The 18,675-nt window shown below is 69.8% G+C and carries 14 protein-coding genes; 5 read left to right on the plus strand and 9 right to left on the minus strand.

Features of this window, described 5'->3' with window-relative positions:
- Positions 1 to 9: 9 nt before the first annotated feature.
- Positions 10 to 5,526, minus strand: a complete 5,517-nt coding sequence (locus AB0I34_RS25310) for a carboxyl transferase domain-containing protein (protein ID WP_360449226.1) — start codon at positions 5,524 to 5,526, stop codon at positions 10 to 12.
- 194 nt (positions 5,527 to 5,720) lie between these two features.
- On the opposite strand from AB0I34_RS25310, the gene AB0I34_RS25315 reads away from it, so the two are divergent.
- The gene (locus AB0I34_RS25315) at positions 5,721 to 7,076 is read left to right on the plus strand and encodes an FAD-binding protein (protein ID WP_360449229.1); all 1,356 of its coding nucleotides are present in this window, start codon (positions 5,721 to 5,723) and stop codon (positions 7,074 to 7,076) included.
- On the opposite strand, the gene AB0I34_RS25320 is transcribed toward AB0I34_RS25315, so the two are convergent.
- Complete coding sequence (locus AB0I34_RS25320) at positions 7,073 to 7,921, minus strand: NAD(P)-dependent oxidoreductase (protein WP_360449232.1); 849 nt, start codon at positions 7,919 to 7,921, stop codon at positions 7,073 to 7,075. The genes AB0I34_RS25315 and AB0I34_RS25320 overlap by 4 nt on opposite strands.
- Before the next feature lie 106 nt (positions 7,922 to 8,027).
- On the opposite strand from AB0I34_RS25320, the gene AB0I34_RS25325 reads away from it, so the two are divergent.
- Complete coding sequence (locus AB0I34_RS25325) at positions 8,028 to 9,188, plus strand: pyridoxal phosphate-dependent aminotransferase (RefSeq protein WP_360449235.1); 1,161 nt, start codon at positions 8,028 to 8,030, stop codon at positions 9,186 to 9,188.
- Here the strand turns inward: AB0I34_RS25325 and AB0I34_RS25330 are convergent.
- From AB0I34_RS25330 to AB0I34_RS25350, 5 genes are all read right to left on the minus strand, one after another.
- Positions 9,178 to 10,353 carry a DegT/DnrJ/EryC1/StrS family aminotransferase gene (locus AB0I34_RS25330; RefSeq protein ID WP_360449238.1) on the minus strand — a complete coding sequence of 392 codons (1,176 nt, stop codon included), beginning with the start codon at positions 10,351 to 10,353 and terminating at the stop codon, positions 9,178 to 9,180. The genes AB0I34_RS25325 and AB0I34_RS25330 overlap by 11 nt on opposite strands.
- Complete coding sequence (locus AB0I34_RS25335) at positions 10,350 to 11,105, minus strand: amidohydrolase family protein (RefSeq protein WP_360449240.1); 756 nt, start codon at positions 11,103 to 11,105, stop codon at positions 10,350 to 10,352. Before AB0I34_RS25335 ends, AB0I34_RS25330 begins: the two co-directional genes overlap by 4 nt.
- On the minus strand, positions 11,102 to 11,785 hold the full coding sequence (locus tag AB0I34_RS25340) for an amidohydrolase family protein (RefSeq protein WP_360449243.1): 684 nt from the start codon (positions 11,783 to 11,785) through the stop codon (positions 11,102 to 11,104). The genes AB0I34_RS25335 and AB0I34_RS25340 overlap by 4 nt, the downstream gene beginning before the upstream one ends.
- Positions 11,786 to 11,789: 4 nt before the next feature.
- Complete coding sequence (locus AB0I34_RS25345; protein WP_360449246.1) at positions 11,790 to 13,058, minus strand: sugar ABC transporter substrate-binding protein; 1,269 nt, start codon at positions 13,056 to 13,058, stop codon at positions 11,790 to 11,792.
- 96 nt (positions 13,059 to 13,154) lie between these two features.
- On the minus strand, positions 13,155 to 13,526 hold the full coding sequence (locus AB0I34_RS25350; protein WP_360449249.1) for a DUF5997 family protein: 372 nt from the start codon (positions 13,524 to 13,526) through the stop codon (positions 13,155 to 13,157).
- Between the two features lie 56 nt (positions 13,527 to 13,582).
- On the opposite strand from AB0I34_RS25350, the gene AB0I34_RS25355 reads away from it, so the two are divergent.
- Positions 13,583 to 14,284 (plus strand): LysR family substrate-binding domain-containing protein, encoded by a 702-nt coding sequence (locus AB0I34_RS25355; protein WP_360449252.1) that lies wholly within the window; start codon positions 13,583 to 13,585, stop codon positions 14,282 to 14,284.
- A gap of 69 nt (positions 14,285 to 14,353) precedes the next feature.
- Positions 14,354 to 14,872 (plus strand): VOC family protein, encoded by a 519-nt coding sequence (locus AB0I34_RS25360; protein WP_360449254.1) that lies wholly within the window; start codon positions 14,354 to 14,356, stop codon positions 14,870 to 14,872.
- 3 nt (positions 14,873 to 14,875) lie between these two features.
- Here the strand turns inward: AB0I34_RS25360 and AB0I34_RS25365 are convergent, their stop codons facing one another.
- Positions 14,876 to 16,876 (minus strand): GMC oxidoreductase, encoded by a 2,001-nt coding sequence (locus AB0I34_RS25365; protein WP_360449256.1) that lies wholly within the window; start codon positions 16,874 to 16,876, stop codon positions 14,876 to 14,878.
- Positions 16,877 to 16,976: 100 nt separating this feature from the next.
- On the opposite strand from AB0I34_RS25365, the gene AB0I34_RS25370 reads away from it, so the two are divergent.
- Positions 16,977 to 18,074 carry an aldo/keto reductase gene (locus AB0I34_RS25370; protein WP_360449259.1) on the plus strand — a complete coding sequence of 366 codons (1,098 nt, stop codon included), beginning with the start codon at positions 16,977 to 16,979 and terminating at the stop codon, positions 18,072 to 18,074.
- Here AB0I34_RS25370 and AB0I34_RS25375 read toward each other — a convergent pair.
- Entirely contained in the window at positions 18,061 to 18,657 is a 597-nt protein-coding gene (locus AB0I34_RS25375; protein WP_360449262.1) for a TetR/AcrR family transcriptional regulator, read from the minus strand. The genes AB0I34_RS25370 and AB0I34_RS25375 overlap by 14 nt on opposite strands.
- Positions 18,658 to 18,675: the final 18 nt, after the last annotated feature.

Consider the following 18,675-nt stretch of genomic DNA (forward strand, 5'->3'; position numbering starts at 1 on the left):
ACCTCCAGGTTAGGTGAGTGGTCCAACTCCCGGTAGACCGGAGATGATTGCCTCGATCAACCGTGGGCGCAGTTCGTTCGCTGTGATCACCGCATCGACCGATCCGACCTCGACCGCGCGCTGGATGTTGTGCACACGATCGAATCCGACCGCGACCTCTCCCAGCTTCTCCGCGCGTACGGCGGTGCGCACCTCAGCCAACTCGGTCGCAAGCGCGGCCCGCTCCGCTCCGGTCGCCTCGCCGACCCGCTCGGCCAGCGACGCGACCCGCTCGTCGGCCGCCGTCCGGGCGTCGACCTCACCGGCGAAAACGACAGCGGCCGCCGGCGCTCCGCCGATCACCGACGCGAACGAGCCGTCCACGGCCAGCACGGTCATCGACGGGTTGAGCGCCTTGGAGAAGACCACGAACGCTCCACCGTGGTAGCGCGACACCACGCAGAACACGATCGGGCCCTGGAAATTCACGATCGCGCGGCCGATCTCGGCGCCGTACTCGAGCTGGAGGTTGCGCATCGAGTCCGGCGAGCCGTCGAAGCCGGACAGGTTCGCCAGCACCACCAGCGGCCGGTTGCCGCTGGCCGCGTTGATCGCCCGGGCCGTCTTCTTCGACGAGAGCGGGAACAGCGTGCCGGCGGTGTAGGTGTCCGGGCCGTCGGTGGGAGGGAACCCGCGCCGCGGCACCGACTTGGACTCGATGCCGACCAGGCAGACCGGGTAGCCGCCCAGGCGCGCGTCCTGCACGACCGCGGTGTCGGCGTCGGCCATCCCGGCCCAGCGCTCCAGCACCGGGTGGTCCTGGTCCGTGACGGATCGCATCAGCGTGCGGATGTCGAAGGCCTTCTTGCGGTCCGGGTTCGTCGCGGCGGAGAAGATCTCGCCCACGGTCCGGAACTCGCTGCCGGGCGCGTTGTGCGGGTACGTCGTGACATCGCGATCCAGCGGATCCGACGTCTCGGCCCGGCGCGGCCCCATCTCCCCCGGGACGACGTACGAGTGGTCGTAGTGCGCCATCAGCACATCGCGGGCGCCCTTGAGGTCAGGAGCCCAGTACTGCGCCTGGCCGTTCGGTCCCATCACCCGGTCGTAACCGCCGATGCCGAAGTTGTCCTCGGCCGAGACGCCACCGGCGAAGTCCAGCGTTTGCTTGCCGGTCAGCACCATCGCGCTGTCCGGCGTCATCACCAGGATGCCCTTGGTGTGCATCAGCATCGTGGCCTCGGCGTTCCAGTACGGCTGCGCGCCGACGTTGATGCCGGCCACGACGACGTTGATCTCGCCGCCGTCCTGGGTGAACTCGACGATCCGCTTCAGCGCCTTGGCGACCCAGTCCATGTTCTCGGTGCCGGAGTCCATCGAGATCCGGGCACCGGCCGACAGCGAATACCACTCGACCGGCACGCGCATCCGCTCGGCCAGGTCGAGGGCTGCGATGATCCGCGAGCACTCCCCCTCGGCGACCGCGCCGAGGGCCTTGGTCGGATCGCCGCTGAGCGCGACCCGGGTGATGCCCTCGGGGTGCCGGGTGGTCGGCGTACTGACGATGCCGAGGATGACGCCGGCCTTGTTCAGGCCGCGCGGGCGGTCCACCGGGACCAGGGCACCGCTGTCGTCGAGGTCGTACTCGACGAAGGAGCCACCTGCACCGGCGACCATGCCGCTGACCTCGTACGGGTAGATCGTGTTGCGCCGGCGCGACCGCTGCACCTTCTGGGCGTAGTCGTCCAGCGGCATCAACCGTCCGGTCGGCGGCTGCTCGACCGAGGTGACGACACCCGCCCCAGGCTGGTAGTAGAACCGCGCCGCCACCAGGTTGACGCTGCCGTCCGGCGCCGCGACCCGACCCTGGACCAGGACCTCCTCGATCCCGGCGCCCGCGGTCATCGGCGCGATGTTGCGCTGCAGTGCGGTGACTTCGTCGACCTGAGCCTCGACCACCGGCCAGATGTGCACCCAGACGTGGTTCATGTCGAGCTTGGCGCCGGCCGCGCCGCGGTCGGTGCGGGCCCGGCGGATCGCCTCCAGGCAGTTCGCGATCGCCCGCTCCGCGTGCGGCAGCGAGGTCACCTGCCCGTCCTCGTCCCGGACCACGACGAACTGGCGAACCTGCGCCAGCGCGACCAGCCGCTGGTCGGCTTCGTTCTCCCGCGACACACAGTGGTACAGCAATACGTCGTCCGGCCCGTCCAACCGGGTGATCCGGAAGTCCCGTAGCCGCCACAGGTTCAGCCGCCGGCCGACCATCGGGTGGACGCCACGGACGTTGTCGTCCTCGGCCACCGAACCTCCGGCCGGGCGGTAGGTGAAGTACGACACCGGCCGCCCCTGGCCCGGCGCGATCGCGACCGAGAACCGGCGTACCCGCTGGGCGACCGGCTGGTCGGCGACCATCCGGCGGTACAGGTCGGACGCCTCCTGCTGGGAGGCCGGCAGGTCCGGGCCGTACAGGTAGAGCTCGACCACGGCCTCGTGCCGGGGCGGGCGCGCGTCGATCTGCGCGGTCAGCACAAGGGACAGGCCGCTGTCCGGGTCGGCCAGCTCGGCCACCGTGCCCACCGAGGTGACCAGATGACTCGGCCGGTCGTCGATCGTGTAGTCGGCGGTCGCGAACGGCCGGCCGTCGACGGCGAACTCGCGCAGGTCGTGCAGCTCGTACTCGCGGTAGTGCCGACGGATCAGCACCTCGAGCATCGGCTCGCGCTCACCCCAGCCGCGCTCCAGCCGCTGCGCCAGGAAACGGACGATCGGCTCGGGGATGGTGGCCAGCGCGTCGACCCGCTCCTTGCGGTCCGCTGCCTCCGGATCCGCCGCCAGCGCGGCGACCTCGTCGCCGACACCCTCCAGCACAGACGCCCGCTCCGCGTCCACCTGCGGCTGGTCGAACCACCGGAACCGCACGCTCCGGGCCAGGTCGCCGATCACCGGGAACCGCAGCTGGGTCGCCAGCACCAGGCGGTCGAGCAGGTCGTGTGCGGACTCGTCGACCGGCGACACCGGCCGCGGCTCGGCGATCCAGCGCTGCAGCAGCGACGACACCAGTAGCACGTCCGGAGTGGAGCGCTGCTGGGCCAGGAAGATCCGGAAGACGGCCTCCTCGAGCTCGGTACTGCGCTCCAGGTCGGTCACGCCGTACTGGCCGAGCACGCGGGTCAGCCGGGCGCGGAACTCGGCCGGCAGACCGCCGCGGTCCGGATCCAGGCTCTGCAGGTAGGTGTGGAAGTGCTCGCGTGGGCTGTGCACCCGGTTCTCGGTGCTGATCTCCTCGCCGGCCGGCCGGTTGCGGCTCAGCTCGACGAAGTCCGCGAACACGCGCAGCAGGTCAATCTCGGCGACGACCGGAGGATCCGCCAGCTCGGACCGCGCGGACAGGTAGTCGGCCAGCATGCCGCCCTCGTCCGACGGGTCGATGTCGAACCCGAGCAGCATGCTGCGCAGGTCGTCCTGACCCCGCTCGACCCGCTCGGCCGCGGACCTCTCCCCGGACCCGTTCGGCAGATCCAGCTGTACGCCGTTGTCCGTGGGAGCAGCCGCCTCGGCACCGGACTCGTCCGCGACCGGCTCCAACCGCAGCAGGGGCGCACCGGTCTCGACCTGGCTGCCGGTGGCGACGAGCAGTTCCTTCACGGTCGCCTTGAACGGCGCATAAAGCACCGTCTCCATCTTCATGCTCTCCAGCACGAGCACCGGCGCACCGGCCTCGATCTCGGCCCCGGTCTGCACCGGCGTCGCGACCACGAGAGCCGGCGCGGGAGAACGCAGTACGCCGCCTTCGTCGCGGCTGACCCGGTGGGTCACACCGTCCACCTCGATCAGGTGGACCGGACCGTGCGTCGCGGTGACGAGGCGGAACCGCTGCCCGCCGACCACCAGCCGACTGGTGTAGTCGTCGAGACGCTCCAGCTCGGCGTCGACCACCTTGAGATGATCGTTGCCGGTCCCGACACCGACCCGGAACCGGTCCGGCCCGATCCGCGCCACCGTCACCCGGTAGCTCGCCCCGCGCAGCTTCAGGTCGATCGCCCGACCCACCTCGTGCTGAATCTGCGGACGGCCGCCGTGCGCGGTCTCCAGCAGCCGCACCCGCTCGACCTGCTCGGAGTCCTCGTACCCCTCGATCGCGGCCGCGACCAGAGCGACGCCCGAGTGCCGGTGCGAGACCAGCCGGCCCTCACCGCGGACCCGGTCGATCCAGCCGGTGTCGGCGCTGCCGTCGATCACCTCGGGCTGGTCCAGCAGTTCGAGGATGAAGCTCTTGTTGGTGGCGCCGCCCTCGATCAGCACCGTGGTCGCCCCGACCGCCCGGCGCAGCCGCGCCAGTGCCTCCTCGCGGGTCCGCCCGTAGCCGATGATCTTCGCGATCATCGAGTCGAAGTCGGCCGGAATGCTGTCACCGGCGCTCACTCCGGTGTCGACGCGGATGCCGGGTCCGGACGGCAGGTCGAGTACGGCGATCCGTCCCGGCGACGGTGCGAAGTCGCGGTCCGGGTCCTCGGCGTTCAGGCGTGCCTCGACCGCGTGCCCGCTCTCGACCGGCTTCGTGCCCTCCAGCAGGCCGCCGTTCGCGACGTGCAACTGGGCCTTCACCAGGTCGAACCCGGTGGTCAGCTCGGTGATCGGGTGCTCCACCTGGAGCCGGGTGTTCACCTCGAGGAACGCGAAGCTCTTCTCGCCGGGGTGATACAGGAACTCGACCGTCGCCGCACCGCGGTAGCCGACCGCGAGCGCGAGCCGCTCGGCGGAGGCCTTCAGGTCCTCGACCTGGCCGGCCGACAGCAGCGGTGAGGCGGACTCCTCGATCACCTTCTGGTTCCGGCGCTGCACCGAGCAGTCCCGGACGCCGAGCGCCCACGCCGTCCCCTGGCCGTCAGCGATGACCTGCACCTCGACGTGGCGGGCGCCGGTGACCAGGCGCTCCAGGAACACCACGCCGCTGCCGAAGGCCCGCGCGGCCTCGTCGCTGGTCCGCGCGTACGCATCGGTGAGTTCCTCCGCCGACCGGACCACCCGGATGCCGCGGCCACCACCGCCGGCCGTTGCCTTGAGCATCAATGGGTACCCGATCGTCTCGGCCGCCTGCAGCGCGGCCTCCAGCGACTCGACCGGGCCGCGGCTCCACGGCGCGACCGGTACGCCGACCTCCTCGGCGATCAGCTTGGACCCGATCTTGTCGCCGAGCTTGCGCATCGCCTCGGCCGACGGCCCGATGAAGGTCACGCCGATCCGCTCGCACAGCTCCGCGAAGGCGGGGTCCTCGGCCACGAATCCCCAGCCGACCCAGGCCGCGTCGGCCTTCGTCTCGCGCAGCGCACGCTCGAGCACGGCGAGGTCCAGGTACGGGCGCGCGGACGCCGGCCCGAGCGGGTAGGTGATGTCGGCCTCGCGGACGAAGGTCGCGGTCCGCTCACCGTCGGTGAACAAGGCGACAGTCTCGATCGGGTCACCGCCCTCGGCGTTGACCTCGCGAACCGCGTTGATCAGCCGCATGGCGGCTTCACCCCGGTTCACCACTGCGATACGCTTGAACATCGACCGCCTCCGTGTCTCACCCTGTTGTCGCAGTTGGGATCGCCAACCGCTGGCACAGGTTTTCAGCCTTGCCTACCTACCGTCGAGTCGGCCCCCCATCCAAGCGTGTTTTCGCCATCTTCGGCGTGACCCCGCGCGTGCGGAAGACTGCGGGCCAAGGGTGGAGTCTCTGGAGGGGAGGCACTGTGTCGGGTGTGGATGAGTGGGTCGCGCGACTGCGGAGCGAGGTTGCCGGACCGGTCCTGGTTCCTGGTGACGAGGGGTTCGCGGAGGAGGTCGCCGGGTTCAACACGGCGGTCACGCACAGTCCGGACGTCGCGGTCGGGATCACGTCGGAGGCGGACGCCGCAGCCGTCGTACGGGCAGCGGCGGACAGCGGTCTACCGGTGCGGGTCCTCGCGACCGGGCACGGATCGCCCGCGGTCACCGATGGCGTCCTGGTCACCACGTCCCGGTTGACGGGCGTGACTGTCGATCCGGACCAGAAGGTCGCCCACATCGCCGCGGGTTCCCGGTGGGCGGAAGTCATCGCCGCGGCCGGACAGCACGGGCTCGCGCCGATCATCGGCGCCTCCGACGCGGTCGGGTGCATCGGCTACACCCTCGGCGGCGGACTCGGTCCGCTGGCCCGGACCTTCGGCGTCTCGTCGGACTGGGCGCGCGGCTTCCGCGTCGTCACCGGCACCGGCGAGGTGGTGACGGCGAACGCGACCGAGAATCCCGACCTGTTCTGGGCGCTGCGCGGCGGCAAGGGCGGCCTCGGCCTGGTCACCGCGATGGACTTCGCGCTGGTCGAGCTGACCACGCTGTACGGCGGTTCGGTGTTCTTCGACGCCCCGGACATCGCCAGGGTGTTCATGACGTGGGCGAGTTGGACCAAGACGCTGCCCGAGACTGCGAACTCCTCGGTCGTGATCCTGCGGCTGCCGCCGCTGGAGTTCATCCCCGAGCCGCTGCGGGGCAAGACCGTCCTCAACGTCCGCTTCGCCTTCGTCGGCGACCAAGCCACAGGCGAGCGCCTCTTCCGACCGATCCGCGACGCCGGTACAGCGATCGTCGACTCCGTCGGCGAGATGCCGGCCACCGACATCGCGCTCATTCACAACGATCCCAAGGGCCCGACGGCCGCGTGGGACCAAGGTGTGTTGCTCCGCGACATCGACGCCGGTTTCGCCTCCGCGTTCCTCGAGGTCGTCGGGCCGGATCAGCAGGTCCCACTCGTCGCGGTGGAGATCCGGCATCTCGGCGGCGCGACGCACCGCGACGTACCGGAAGGCAGTGCGGTGGGTGGACGTGGTGGCCCGTACAGCCTGGTGATGATCGGTGTCCCCGATCCGGGCTTGTTCGAGACGGTGCTGCCCGCCGCGGCGGGTGGCGTGCTGGATCGGCTGTCTGCCTGGGTCTCCCCCGAGACCACCGTCAACTTCGCGGCCGGCTTCTCGCTGCCGGGCTCGTACGAGGCGGCGTGGCCGTCGGACACCTTCGCCCGGCTGGCCGACGTACGCGCGTCGTACGACCCGCAGAAGCTGTTCCCGTACGGGCCTGCCTAGTCGCGCCAGGAGTGCTGAGGTTCGTAGCCGAGCAGGCGGCGGGCCTTGTCGATGGACAGCAGGGTGTCGTTCGGGCCGAACGGGTGCTTGACGGGGACGCCGGGGAACACCTCGGCGAGGAGCTCCTCGTTCGGCCGGGACATCACCGTGTCGGCGTTCGCGACGATGAACACGTCGGTGCCGGTGATGTCGTAGTCGAGCGCGCGGCGGACGGCCTGCGCGCCGTCGCGGGCGTCGATGTAGCCCCAGAGGTTCCACTTGCGCGCCTGCGCGTCGGCGTCGAACGACGGGAAGCGTGCATAGTCCTCGGGGTACATCACGTTCGAGAACCGCAGGCCGATCAGCTTCAGGTCCGGATGCCACCGGCACAGTTGCCGGGCCAGCTCCTCCTCGAGCGTCTTCACCAGCGAGTACGTGCTGTTCGGCCGCGGCGGGTAGTCCTCGTCGACCGGCACGTACGGCGGGAACTCGTCGAACGGCAGGCCGAGCACGGTCTCGCTGGACGCCCAGACGATGTTGCGGACCCCTGCCCGCAAGGCGGCCGAGAACACGTTGTAGGTGGCCGTCATGTTGTTGTGGAAGGTCGCCGCGTTCGGCCGCAGTCCGGGCGCCGGCACGGCGGCCAGGTGAACGACGGCGTCGACACCGTCGTGGCGGTCGTCGATTCCGGCGATCGCCTCGTAGGTCTGGCCGAAATCGGTCAGGTCGACCCGCGACGCCACGACACCGGTCCGTGCCGGCGGTGCCTGGTCCAGAGCAACCACGTCCCAGCCGTTGTCCAGCAGGTGATCGACCACCGCCCGGCCGAGTTTCCCGCTGCTTCCGGTGACCGCTACCCGTGCCATCCGCACTCCTTCGAGTCGCTCGCTGATCGATCAACCGATGATGGCACGCGTCTCACGACACAGGACCGTTGGCCAGGAAGTGGACACTCAGCCTAGGCTCGAAGGCGTGAAGCTTGCTGGGCGGATGAATCGACTGGGTACCGAATCGGCGTTCGAGGTGCTGGCCAAGGCGAAGGCGCTGGAGGCACGCGGACGCGAGATCGTGCACCTCGAGATCGGCGAACCGGACTTCGACACCCCGGAGCACGTCGTCGCCGCCGCGCAGCAGGCGCTGGACAAGGGCCACACGCACTACGTGCCGGCGCCGGGTATCCCCGAACTGCGGACCGCGGTCGCGGACTTCCTCGAGCGCACCGGCCGGCTGACCACGACGCCGGACAAGGTGCTCGTCACGCCGGGCGCCAAGCCCATCATGTTCTTCACGATCATGGCGCTGTGCGAGGAGGGCGACGAGGTCCTCTACCCGGACCCGGGCTTCCCGATGTACGCCTCGATCGCGGCGTTCGCCGGCGCGACGCCTGTGCCGGTGCCGCTGCGCGAGGAGAACGGGTTCGTCATCGACCCCCAGGAGCTCGCGTCGCTGGTCACCGACCGGACCAAGCTGCTGATCCTCAACTCCCCGCACAACCCGTGCGGCAGCGCCTCGACCCCCGAACAGTTGGAGGCGATCGCCGAGATCGCGATCGCCAACGACCTCGTCGTACTCAGCGACGAGGTCTACTGGGCGCTGTGCTACGACGGGGACCACCACAGCGTGCTGGACGTCGACGGCATGGCCGAGCGGACCATCCTGCTCGACGGCTGGTCGAAGACGTTCGCGATGACCGGCTGGCGGCTCGGGTTCGGTGTGTTCCCGGAGCCACTGGTCGAGCCGGTGACGCGGCTGCTGATCAACTCGGTGTCCTGTACGTCGGCCTTCAGCCAGTACGCCGCGATCGCGGCATTGGAAGGACCGTGGGACGACGTCGAACGCATGCTCGAGGCCTTCCGGGAACGCCGCGAGGTGATCGTCTCCGGGCTGAACGCCGTACCGGGTGTGTCGTGCGTCGAACCGGGCGGAGCGTTCTACGCATTCCCGAACATCAGTGAGCTCGGGCTGTCCGCGGCGACGCTGGCCGATCGGCTGCTCGACGAGGCCGGCGTCGCCTGCCTGCCGGGCACATCCTTCGGGGCGTACGGCGAGGACCACCTGCGGTTCTCGTACGCGAACTCGGTCGAGAACATCCGGCGCGCCCTCGACGCGTTCGAGGCACTGGTCACGAGCTGACGAACGCCTGCTGGACCTTCGTCGCGGCGGTGACGATGTCGGACAGCTCCGCCTCGTCGGCCATCAACAGACTCTGACGGATCCACACGACCGTGTCCGCGGCCTCCTCCGCGACCGGGCACGGCTGCAGGTCGGAGTACGCCTGGAGTGCTTTCTCTCGGGACAGCGAGCGGTAGCCGGAATCCAGCGGGACACCTTCGGCCGCCATCGCTGCGAGGAAATCGTCCTTGCCGTGCCCACCGAACGCGGCCGGGGCGTAGCGGACCAAGCCGAGGTGGTGGCTGCTGGCAGTAGTGCCCGGCGGCTCCGGCAGAACCTCCAGACCATCAACGCCGGCCAGCTCCCGGCGGAGGAACTCCACCGCGCGATGCCTCGTCTTGACCTGGTCGTCCAGTACGCCGAGTTGCGGCAGCAGCACGGCGGCCTGGAACTCGGTCATCCGCAGGTTCCACCCGACATCCGGATGCTCGTACCACCCGCCCTCGAGACTCCGGCCGACGTTGTGCAGCGCCCAGACCTTCCGGTGCACGGCCTCGTCGTCGGTCACGATCAGCCCGCCCTCGCCGGCCGTCATCGCCTTGCTGGACTGGAAGCTGAAGCACGCCGCATCACCCAGCGTCCCGACCGGCCGATCGCGCCAGGTCGCACCATGGGCCTGCGCCGCGTCCTCGACGATCGGTACGCCGTACTCCGTCAAGGCATCGACGTCCGCGGGGGCACCGGCGAGATGCACCGGCATGATCGCCTTCGTCCGCGGACTGATCAGCCGCCCGACCGCGGCCGGGTCGAGATGGAGTGTCTCCGGCGTGACGTCGGCCAGTACCGGTCGCGCACCGGCCAGCACCACCGCGGTCGCACTCGCGACGAACGTGTACGCGGGCACGATCACCTCGTCGTCCCGGCCGACCCCGAGGGCGCGCAGCGCGACGAAGAGCGCGACCGTCCCGTTCACGACCGAGACGCCGTACCGCGCTCCGATCGACTGAGCGAAGGCGGTGGTGAACTCGGCCACCTTCTGACCGGAGGTCGCGCCCCAGTCGCCGCTGTCGAGCACCTCGAGCAGGAGTTCGCGCTGCTCCGCGGTCGCGGGCGGCGGCCAACTCGGCCAGCCCGCGGTCCGGACCGGCGTACCGCCGTCAAGCGCCAAAGTCGTTGCCACTGTCATCGACATCCCTCCAGGAGCCGAGTCATCGTGCCGAACAGCAACAGATCGCGATCGGCCTGATCGATCGGCGCGAGTTGCACCCGGCCCACGCCGACCCGCAGATCCAGGAACAGCGCATCGGACCCGAAGACCATTCGGTCCGCGCCCACGGCATCGACCAGCCAGGCCACATGCCGCGCCGTGGTCCGGGATCCGCAGAGCTCCAACGTCACATTCGGGTACGTCGACGCCACCTCTGCCGCCGCAGGGAACCCGGCCGGGAGCAGGCCGGCGTGACCCATCAACAGTTTCACGGCTGGATGTCGTGCGGCAACGGTCGCAAAGTGTGCCGGACCGCACCACGGCGAACCGAACATGCCATGCGCGAGCACCACGCAGCCGCGCTCGGCCGCCAAGTGGAAGGCGGGTTCGTACGCCGGACCGTCGAGCGCGTGCTCATGCGTGTCCGGGTGCAGCTTCAGCCCGATCACTCCTGGCGCGTCGAGCAGATCGGCCGTCCGTCGCGCCGCCTCGGGGTCGTGCGGGTCGTAGACGGCGTACCCCAGAAAGCGGCCTGGAAAGCGTGCGATCTCCTCAAGCAGCAGGGCGTTCCCGGCGCGAGAGTCCGGGCCGATCGCGAGCAGGTGCGAGACACACATCGTCGCGACGCCGCAGGCGTCCATCACCCGCACCAGGCTCTCGGTCGAACTGTCCGGGATCGCGAAGGCGAACCACGCCCCGAGATGACCGTGGGCGTCGATAATGCCCGTCATCCGACCAGCTCCAGGATGTTGCCGCTAGCAATCAGATCGATCTCGTCCGCCGGCAGCTCCAGGTGGTCGAGCTGGAACCGCGGCCCCGCGTCGTCCGTCAGTGGCGCACCAGTCCCGAACAGCACTCGGTGGGCGCCGTACCGGCGTACGACCCATTCGACCGCGAGGTGACCGCACAACGTCGCCGTATCCACCCGCACCTCGGGATGCGCGTCCATCAGATCGGCGAGCTCGCGCAACGCGCGGTAGCCGGTGTTGATCAACACGATCCGTAGCGACGGCACCTCGGTCGCGAGCCGGTGGATCTCCCCCGGACCCACCGACTCCAGCGCCAGCAATACCGAGACAGCGCTCTCGGCCAACTCCCGCGCCACCGCGATCCCGTGCGGCGCGGTCAGCAGGAACCGATGCTCGGCCGGACACATCCGCACCACCCGGGCACCCGCCGGCACGCCGGTTCCCAACGGCCCGGGTACGACGACCGGCACCCGGATCAGCCGTGGATCCGCCGGCAACTCGGCCACCACGGTCGGGTCGTAGTACAAGTCCTGCGAATGCACCACACACGCCGCGTCGATCGCCAACCGGTCGAGCTCGGCCAGCAGACCCGGCGCGTCCGAACTCGGTACGTCGCCCGTCGGCACCGGACCGACGATGCGATTGACGTCGACCACTCTCATCCGGTCAGCGCTGTCTGGAGAGCAGATCGTTGGACTGCTTGGCCGCCGCGTCCAGGGCCTCTTGCGGTGTCTTCTTGCCGGTCAGCACGGCCTGGATCTCGACCGACAGCAACGTCATCACCTGGCGGGCGGCCGGGTTGACCTCACCTGAGTAGGCGTACTGCAGGGCTTCCTCGAACTTCTTCGCCTGCTCGTCGGCGGCCGGCACCGGCGCGTCGGTGCGTGGGGACAGGAAGTTGGACACGGTCGCCAGGCTGATCTCCTGCTTCGGCTGGGTCATGAAGCCGAGGAACTTCTCCGCCGCGTCGACGTCCTTCGATCCCGCGTTCACCGCGAGCCCGCCGGGCAGCCCGAACCCGACCCGCTTCTTGTTCTCCAGCGGTACGCCGACCACGACGTTCGCGGCGCCCCAGCTCGAGGCCACGGTCTTGGCGTCGATCAGGGTGTTGGTGAAGCCCATCGCCACCTGCTGCTTGCCGAGCGCCTGGTCGGCCACCACGTTCGCGTTCGACAGGGCGCTCTTCGGGATCCCGCCGTCGTCGTACAGGCCCTTCAGGAACGTCAGCGCCTCGACGCCGGGTGCCTGGTTGAATGCCACCGATTTGCCGTCGTCGGCGAACACCTTCCCGCCGGCCTGCCACAGCAGCGGGTAGAAGCTGAGGTTCAGCGACGCCTCCGGCGAGGCGGAGTAGTCCAGCGTGGCGACGCCGGCCTGCTTGAACTTCGGCACGGCCGCCTTGATCTCGTCCCACGTCTCCGGCGGCTTGGTGATGCCGGCCTTCGCGAGCAGTTTCTTGTTGTAGACCGTCGTGGTGACCGTGTGGTAGATCGGCACCGCGTACAGCTTGCCGTCGACCTTCAGCGCGTCCAGGGCGCCGGGCAGGAACTTGTCCTTGTCCGCGTCCAGCACCTTGTCGACGGGTTCGAGCGAGCCGGACGTGACGAACTGCGGGATCTGGTCCGGCCCGAGCAGCAGGACGTCGGGTCCCTTGCCGCCGGAGAACGCCGTCGCCAGCTTCTGGTCCCGGTTCGCCCAGGGCTGCTGCTCGATCCGCAGGTCGATGCCGGCGTTCGCCGCCTCGAAGTCCTTCTCGATCTGCGTCCAGTACGTCGTTGCCGCCTTCTCGTCGGCGATCACGGGGTACATCCAGACCGTCACGACCGCTTGGTCCGATGACCCGCCGGAACCGCTGGAACCACCGCACGCACTCAATCCGGCCACCACCGCTACTGCGGCCGCGGACCCCACGACCCGGCTGACTCCGACCTTCATCAGGACCTCCCAGACGTACACACGGCTGTGACCGTCTTTACGGTCATGACCGAAAATAGTGCCTGAGTGACGGGGCACGTCAAGGGGTCGGGCCAACTAGTCCGTCTTGTTCTTGAGCTCGGCGGCCTGGCGGCGGACGTCGGCCTGGGTGGCCCGTTCGTGCTCGAGCCAGTCGGGGTTCTCCGACTTGATGGCCTCGATCTCGTCCGTGGTCAGCGCCTCGGTGACGCCGGCGCGGGCGAGGCCGCTGATCGAGACGCCGAGCTTGGCCGCGACGACGGGCCGGGGGTGCGGACCGGTCCGGCGCAGCTCGCGGAGCCACTCGGGCGGGTCGGTCTGGAGCGCGTTCAGCTCGTCGCGGGAGACCGCGCCCTCCTGGAACTCCGCGGGGGTCGCCTGGAGGTACACCCCGAGCTTCTTGGCCGCTGTGGCCGGCTTCATCGTCTGGGGTGTCTTACGCGCCGTCATGCCGCAAGAGTAGCGACCTTGCCCGTCCTGTCGTGACGCCCGGTAACCTGGCCAGCGTGACCGGCCCTCGACCCACCTTCCGGCTGGGCTACGTGCCCGGCGTGACACCTGCCAAGTGGGTGCGGATGTGGGCGGAGCGCCTTCCCCGGATCCCGTTGGAGCTGATCCAGGTCACCGCCGCCGACGCGCCGGCCCTGGTACGTCGCGGCGAGGCGGACGCCGTACTCCTCCGGCTCCCGATCGACCGTGACGGCCTGCATGCCATCCCCTTGTACGTCGAGCAGACGGTCGTCGTGGTTCCGAAGGACCACCTGGTGACAGCGGCCGACGAGGTGACCACCGGCGACGTGGCCGACGAACTCATGCTCCACCCGCGGGACGACGTCTTCGACTGGGAACGCCCGCCCGGACGGGTGATCGACGAACGTCCCGCGACCACCGCGGATGCGATCGCACTCGTTGCCATGGGCACCGGGCTGCTCGTCGTACCGCAGTCACTGGCCCGGCTGCACCACCGCAAGGACCTCACCTACCGGCCACTCCTGGACGCGCCGGAATCGCAGGTCGCGTTGAGCTGGCCCGAGGACGAGACGTCAGAACTCGTGGAGCAGTTCATCGGGATTGTGCGCGGCCGGACGGTCAACAGCAGCCGCGGCGCCCAGCCCGCCACGAAAGCCCCGGCCAAGAAGGCCGCCGCCAAGAAAGCGCCGGCCACCAGGGGAGCGGGTAAGAAACCGGGCAGACCTCGCCGCCGCTAGCGCGCAGCCGTGGCCCTAGGTTGAGTCTTCAACTATCATCGAGAGGGTCCCGACGAGAGAGGTTGTTCGATGGCGATCTTCCGCTTGAACCATGCGGTGCTGTACGTGCGGAACGTGGCCGAGAGTGTCGCCTTCTACCGCGACGTGCTCGGCTTCGGCTACACCGAGGGCGGCGACGCCTACCAGGGCGCGGCCTTCCTCCGGGCGCCCGGCTCGACCAACGACCACGACCTCGGCCTGTTCGAACTCGGCCCGCAGGCCGGCCCGTCCGGTGCCGGGCAGACGACCGTCGGGCTCTACCACCTCGCCTGGGAGGTGGACACCCTCGGCGACCTCCAGGACCTGTCCGCCACGCTGGCCGAGGCCGGCGCCCTGGTCGGTTCGTCCGACCACGGCACCACCAAGTCCCTGTACGGCAAGGACCCGAACGGGCTGGAGTTCGAGATCGTCTGGATCATCCCGGCCGACCTGCTCACCGACGAGGACCGGGCGAAGGCCGGAGTACGCCGCCTGGACCTCGCCGCCGAGGTGGACAAGTACGGCCGCGACGCCCGCAGCGGCGTCGGCATCTCCCGCATCCTCGCCTGACTATCACCCAGCGAGGTGCTCGGCGATCCGCAGGGAGTTGGCCAGCACGGTGAGCACCGGGTTCACTCCCCCGTTCGTCACATGCACCGAGGCGTCGGCGATCCGGACGTTGTCGTGGCCCCAGACCCGGCCGTACGGATCGGTGACCGACCGTGCCGGGTCGTCGCCCATCCGGCACGTGCCCGCCTGATGCTGCCCGCTGCTCGCCTGCCGCGTCGTACCCACCGCGCCGACAGCCGTCCGGACCGCGCCCGCTTCCTCCAGCCACTCGCGGGCCTTCGCGCTCATGAAGGCCTGCGACCGGACGTCCTCCGGGTGGATGGAGCCGCTGATCGTCACGACCGGATTGCCCAAGCGGTCGCGGACCCGCTGATCGACCCGCACCCGGGATTCCGCCGACGTGACCTCCTGGATCGGCCCGACAACTCGCAGCATGCGTCGCGCCTCCCGCCGCATCGCCTGCTTCCCCTCCGCACCGGCCCGCGGGATCAACCCGGCGCCGGTCAGATAGTCGTACGTCGCGGCCGGCGTCGGAACGAACTCGTTCGCCAGCATCCCGCCACCCACGATCCCGTCGTTCCCGTGCCGGAAGTCGCAGGTCGCGATCGAGACACCTGGGCCGATCAGATCGGCCAGCTCGTCGTCGAACAGCCCGACCGCACCGGCGTACACATGAGCCTGCAGGTGCCGGCCGACCTGGTCCTGGTTGTTGCCGAGGCCATCGGGTTCGCGGTCGTGGGCGCTGTTGAGCAGGAGCCGCGGTGTCTCGGTCGCACCGGCGGCGATCACGACCTCTTCACACTCCACGGTCCGGCGCCAGTGACCGTCCTCGGCGACCAGGGCGACACCGGTCACGCGGCCGGAGGCATCGGTGACCAGCCGCTCCGACGTCGTCTCGGTGACCAACGTGCACCGTCCGGTCGCGAGTGCGGCCGGCAACGCCGTGTTGTGGGTCCCGGACTTTGCTTCGACCGGGCAGGCGAACCCGACGCACTGCCCACACCGCACACAGCCCGCCCGTCCTTGGTAGTCGACCGAGTTGATCAGCAGCGGTACGTCGAGGGTTCCCCAGCCCAGCCGCTCCGCGGCCGCCGCGAGCCGTGTCGCCGGACCGGTGCGTGGCATGGGCGGCATCGGGAGCTCCCGCGGCTCGTGCCACGGGTCCACACCGCCACCGCTCACCCCGAACCTCTGCTCGGCCAACGTGTAGTACGGCGCCAGGTCGTCGTACGTGATCGGCCAGTCCGACAGGGCACTCCCTGACGGAACTCCGTAGGTGCTCGCCATCGCGAAGTCGCGAGGCACGAACCGCCAGGCCTGGGCGCCGTACACCCGGGTGCCGCCACCGACCGTGAAGGCGTTGTTGCCCCATCCACCGTCCGGCGGCAGCACCTGCCGCGGTACGCCGTCGACGACCGCGACCCGAGGGCGTCCGAACGGATCCGGGTCGGTCAGCGCGGGCAGCCCGGCCACCGAGCGCGGGTTCCGCAGGTGGTCGCGGGACAACGACGCGGTCGTCGGGTAGCGACCGGTCTCCACGACCAGCACCGACCGCCCGGACTCGGCCAGCACCTGAGCGGACGCACCACCACCCGCGCCGGAGCCGACCACGATGCAGTCGTAGCGATCCACCAACTCCGACCGCGGCGTGATGCGCAGGTCGGTCTCCACCGGCTCCCACGCCCCGGCCTTGTCCGCCTGCCAGCCGACCATGGTCCACGCCGACGGCCGGACCTGCCCATCTCCCGCGTAGAAGCCCTGCGCGATCATCCGCACCAACCAAGCGCCGTCCGGATCAGCCAGCACCACGTCGAGGTCCGGCTCATCCCCCGCGACGTCCAGCGCTCGCTCGACCCGCTCGAGCCAGTCCGGCCGGTCCTCGGTCACCAATCGCTCGATGAACCCCACCGCTCCGGCCTCGGCCGCCGACGGGAAGTCGTCCGCCGGGATCGCGATCTCCGCCAACCGCCCGAGCACCATCCGCTGCCGTTCCGACAACCCCACAGTCCGATCCCTTCGCCGAAGGACGAGCATCAGCCCCAACTCAATCACGCCGTCGCCGTTTGTACTTGCCGGTCCATTTTTCGCGAGCAACGCTGTGGTCATGGCACTTGACGACTACTACCTGCTCGGCCGGTCCGGACTGCGCGTCAGCCGGCTGGCACTGGGCACCATGAACTTCGGCACCGGCGGACTCCACGCGCCGTACGGGAAGACCGAGGACGACGCGCGATCGATCTTCCGCCGGTACGTCGATGCCGGGGGCAACTTCATCGACACGGCGGACTTCTACACCGCCGGTGAGAGCGAAACGATCCTCGGCAAGCTGATCGACGAAGCCGGACTCCGCGAGCGGATGGTGCTCACCACCAAGTTCACCAACAGCGTCGACCCCGGCGATCCGAATGCCGGCGGCAACGGCCGCAAGCACATGATCCGCGCGGTCGAGGAGTCACTGCGCCGGCTGCGCACCGACTACCTCGACCTGTTCCTGCTGCACACCTGGGACCGCATCACCCCGGTCGAGGAGGTCCTGCGCACCTTCGACGACCTCACCCAAGCCGGCAAGATCCGGTACGCCGGCCTGTCCGACGTACCAGCCTGGTACGCCGCTCGCGCCCAGACACTCGCGGACGCGCAGTCGTCGGTGCCGATGGTCAGCCTGCAACTGCCGTATTCGCTGGTCGAGCGGACGATCGAGACCGAGCACGTTCCGCTCGGCCGGACGCTGGGCCTCGGGATCACGGCGTGGAGTCCGCTCGGCAGCGGATTCCTCACCGGCAAGTACCGCCGCGACGACGCGCAGGGTGTGACCGGCGACGGACGGCTCACCGGCGACGCCGCTCCGGTGCGGACGTGGACCGACCGGCACTGGGACCTGCTCGACACGGTCAGATCTGTGGCGGACAAGCTCGGTGTGACGATGGCCCAGGTCGCCGTCAACTGGGTCGCCACGCAGCCCGGCATCGCCTCGGCGATCGTCGGCGCCAGCACCCCGGAGCAACTCGGCTCCTCGCTGGTGGCCCTCGACTTCGAGATCCCCGCGGAGTTGCGATCCACGCTCGACGAGGCGAGCGCCGTACCGCCGGAGTCGGTGTACCGGATGTTCACGCCGGAGTACCAAGGCTGGCTGGTCAACGCCGGAGCCAAGGTCGCCGACAAGCCGGCCGGCTACCAGCCGCCGGTGCTCAACTGGCGGTGATGTCTCCGCGGAGGTAGTCCAGGCAGAGGTCCAGCGCGTACTCCAGGTGCTTGGCCGAGCCGGACGACATGAGGATGACGACCCCGCCCTGGACCGACGCGATCAGGGCCGCGGAAGCGCGGGCGGGGTCCACCTCGGCCCGGATCTTGCCGTCGGCCTTCATCTCCTCGATCCCGGCCTGGACCCGGCGCTGCCACTGTGCGAGCAGCTTGCCGGTCACCGCCTGCGCGGCCGGGGTGTGCCGTCCGATCTCCGTGATGAGCACGCCGAGCGGACAGTTCACACCCTGGCGCCGGTACTTCTCCACGACGACGTCACGCCACTCCCGCCACGCTTCCCACGTGGTCAGCCGCCCGAGCTGCGGCTCCTGGTCCTCGATCACCCGGTCGGCCTCGCGCTCAGCGACCGCCAGCAGCAACTGCTCCTTGCCTTCGGGGAAGTAGTGGAACAGCTGGCTCTTGCCCGTCCCGCTCCGCCGCCCGATGTCGTCGAGCGTCACCGCCCCGACGCCACGGTCACGGATCTCCGCGGCCGCCGCGTCCACGATCCGATCCCGCGTCGCCGCACCCTTCGCCGTCAGCACACCGTCGACTGTACCCGC

Origin of the sequence: Kribbella sp. NPDC050281, assembly GCF_040655855.1 — a bacterium.
Taxonomy (GTDB): domain Bacteria; phylum Actinomycetota; class Actinomycetes; order Propionibacteriales; family Kribbellaceae; genus Kribbella.

Coding starts and splice junctions, on each gene's coding strand:
- AB0I34_RS25310 (WP_360449226.1), bottom strand. CDS start 5,526: ATGTTCAAGCGTATCGCAGTGGTGAACCGGGGTGAAGCCGCCATGCGG.
- AB0I34_RS25320 (WP_360449232.1), bottom strand. CDS start 7,921: ATGGCACGGGTAGCGGTCACCGGAAGCAGCGGGAAACTCGGCCGGGCG.
- AB0I34_RS25330 (WP_360449238.1), bottom strand. CDS start 10,353: ATGACAGTGGCAACGACTTTGGCGCTTGACGGCGGTACGCCGGTCCGG.
- AB0I34_RS25335 (WP_360449240.1), bottom strand. CDS start 11,105: ATGACGGGCATTATCGACGCCCACGGTCATCTCGGGGCGTGGTTCGCC.
- AB0I34_RS25340 (WP_360449243.1), bottom strand. CDS start 11,785: ATGAGAGTGGTCGACGTCAATCGCATCGTCGGTCCGGTGCCGACGGGC.
- AB0I34_RS25345 (WP_360449246.1), bottom strand. CDS start 13,058: ATGAAGGTCGGAGTCAGCCGGGTCGTGGGGTCCGCGGCCGCAGTAGCG.
- AB0I34_RS25350 (WP_360449249.1), bottom strand. CDS start 13,526: ATGACGGCGCGTAAGACACCCCAGACGATGAAGCCGGCCACAGCGGCC.
- AB0I34_RS25360 (WP_360449254.1), top strand. CDS start 14,354: ATGGCGATCTTCCGCTTGAACCATGCGGTGCTGTACGTGCGGAACGTG.
- AB0I34_RS25370 (WP_360449259.1), top strand. CDS start 16,977: ATGGCACTTGACGACTACTACCTGCTCGGCCGGTCCGGACTGCGCGTC.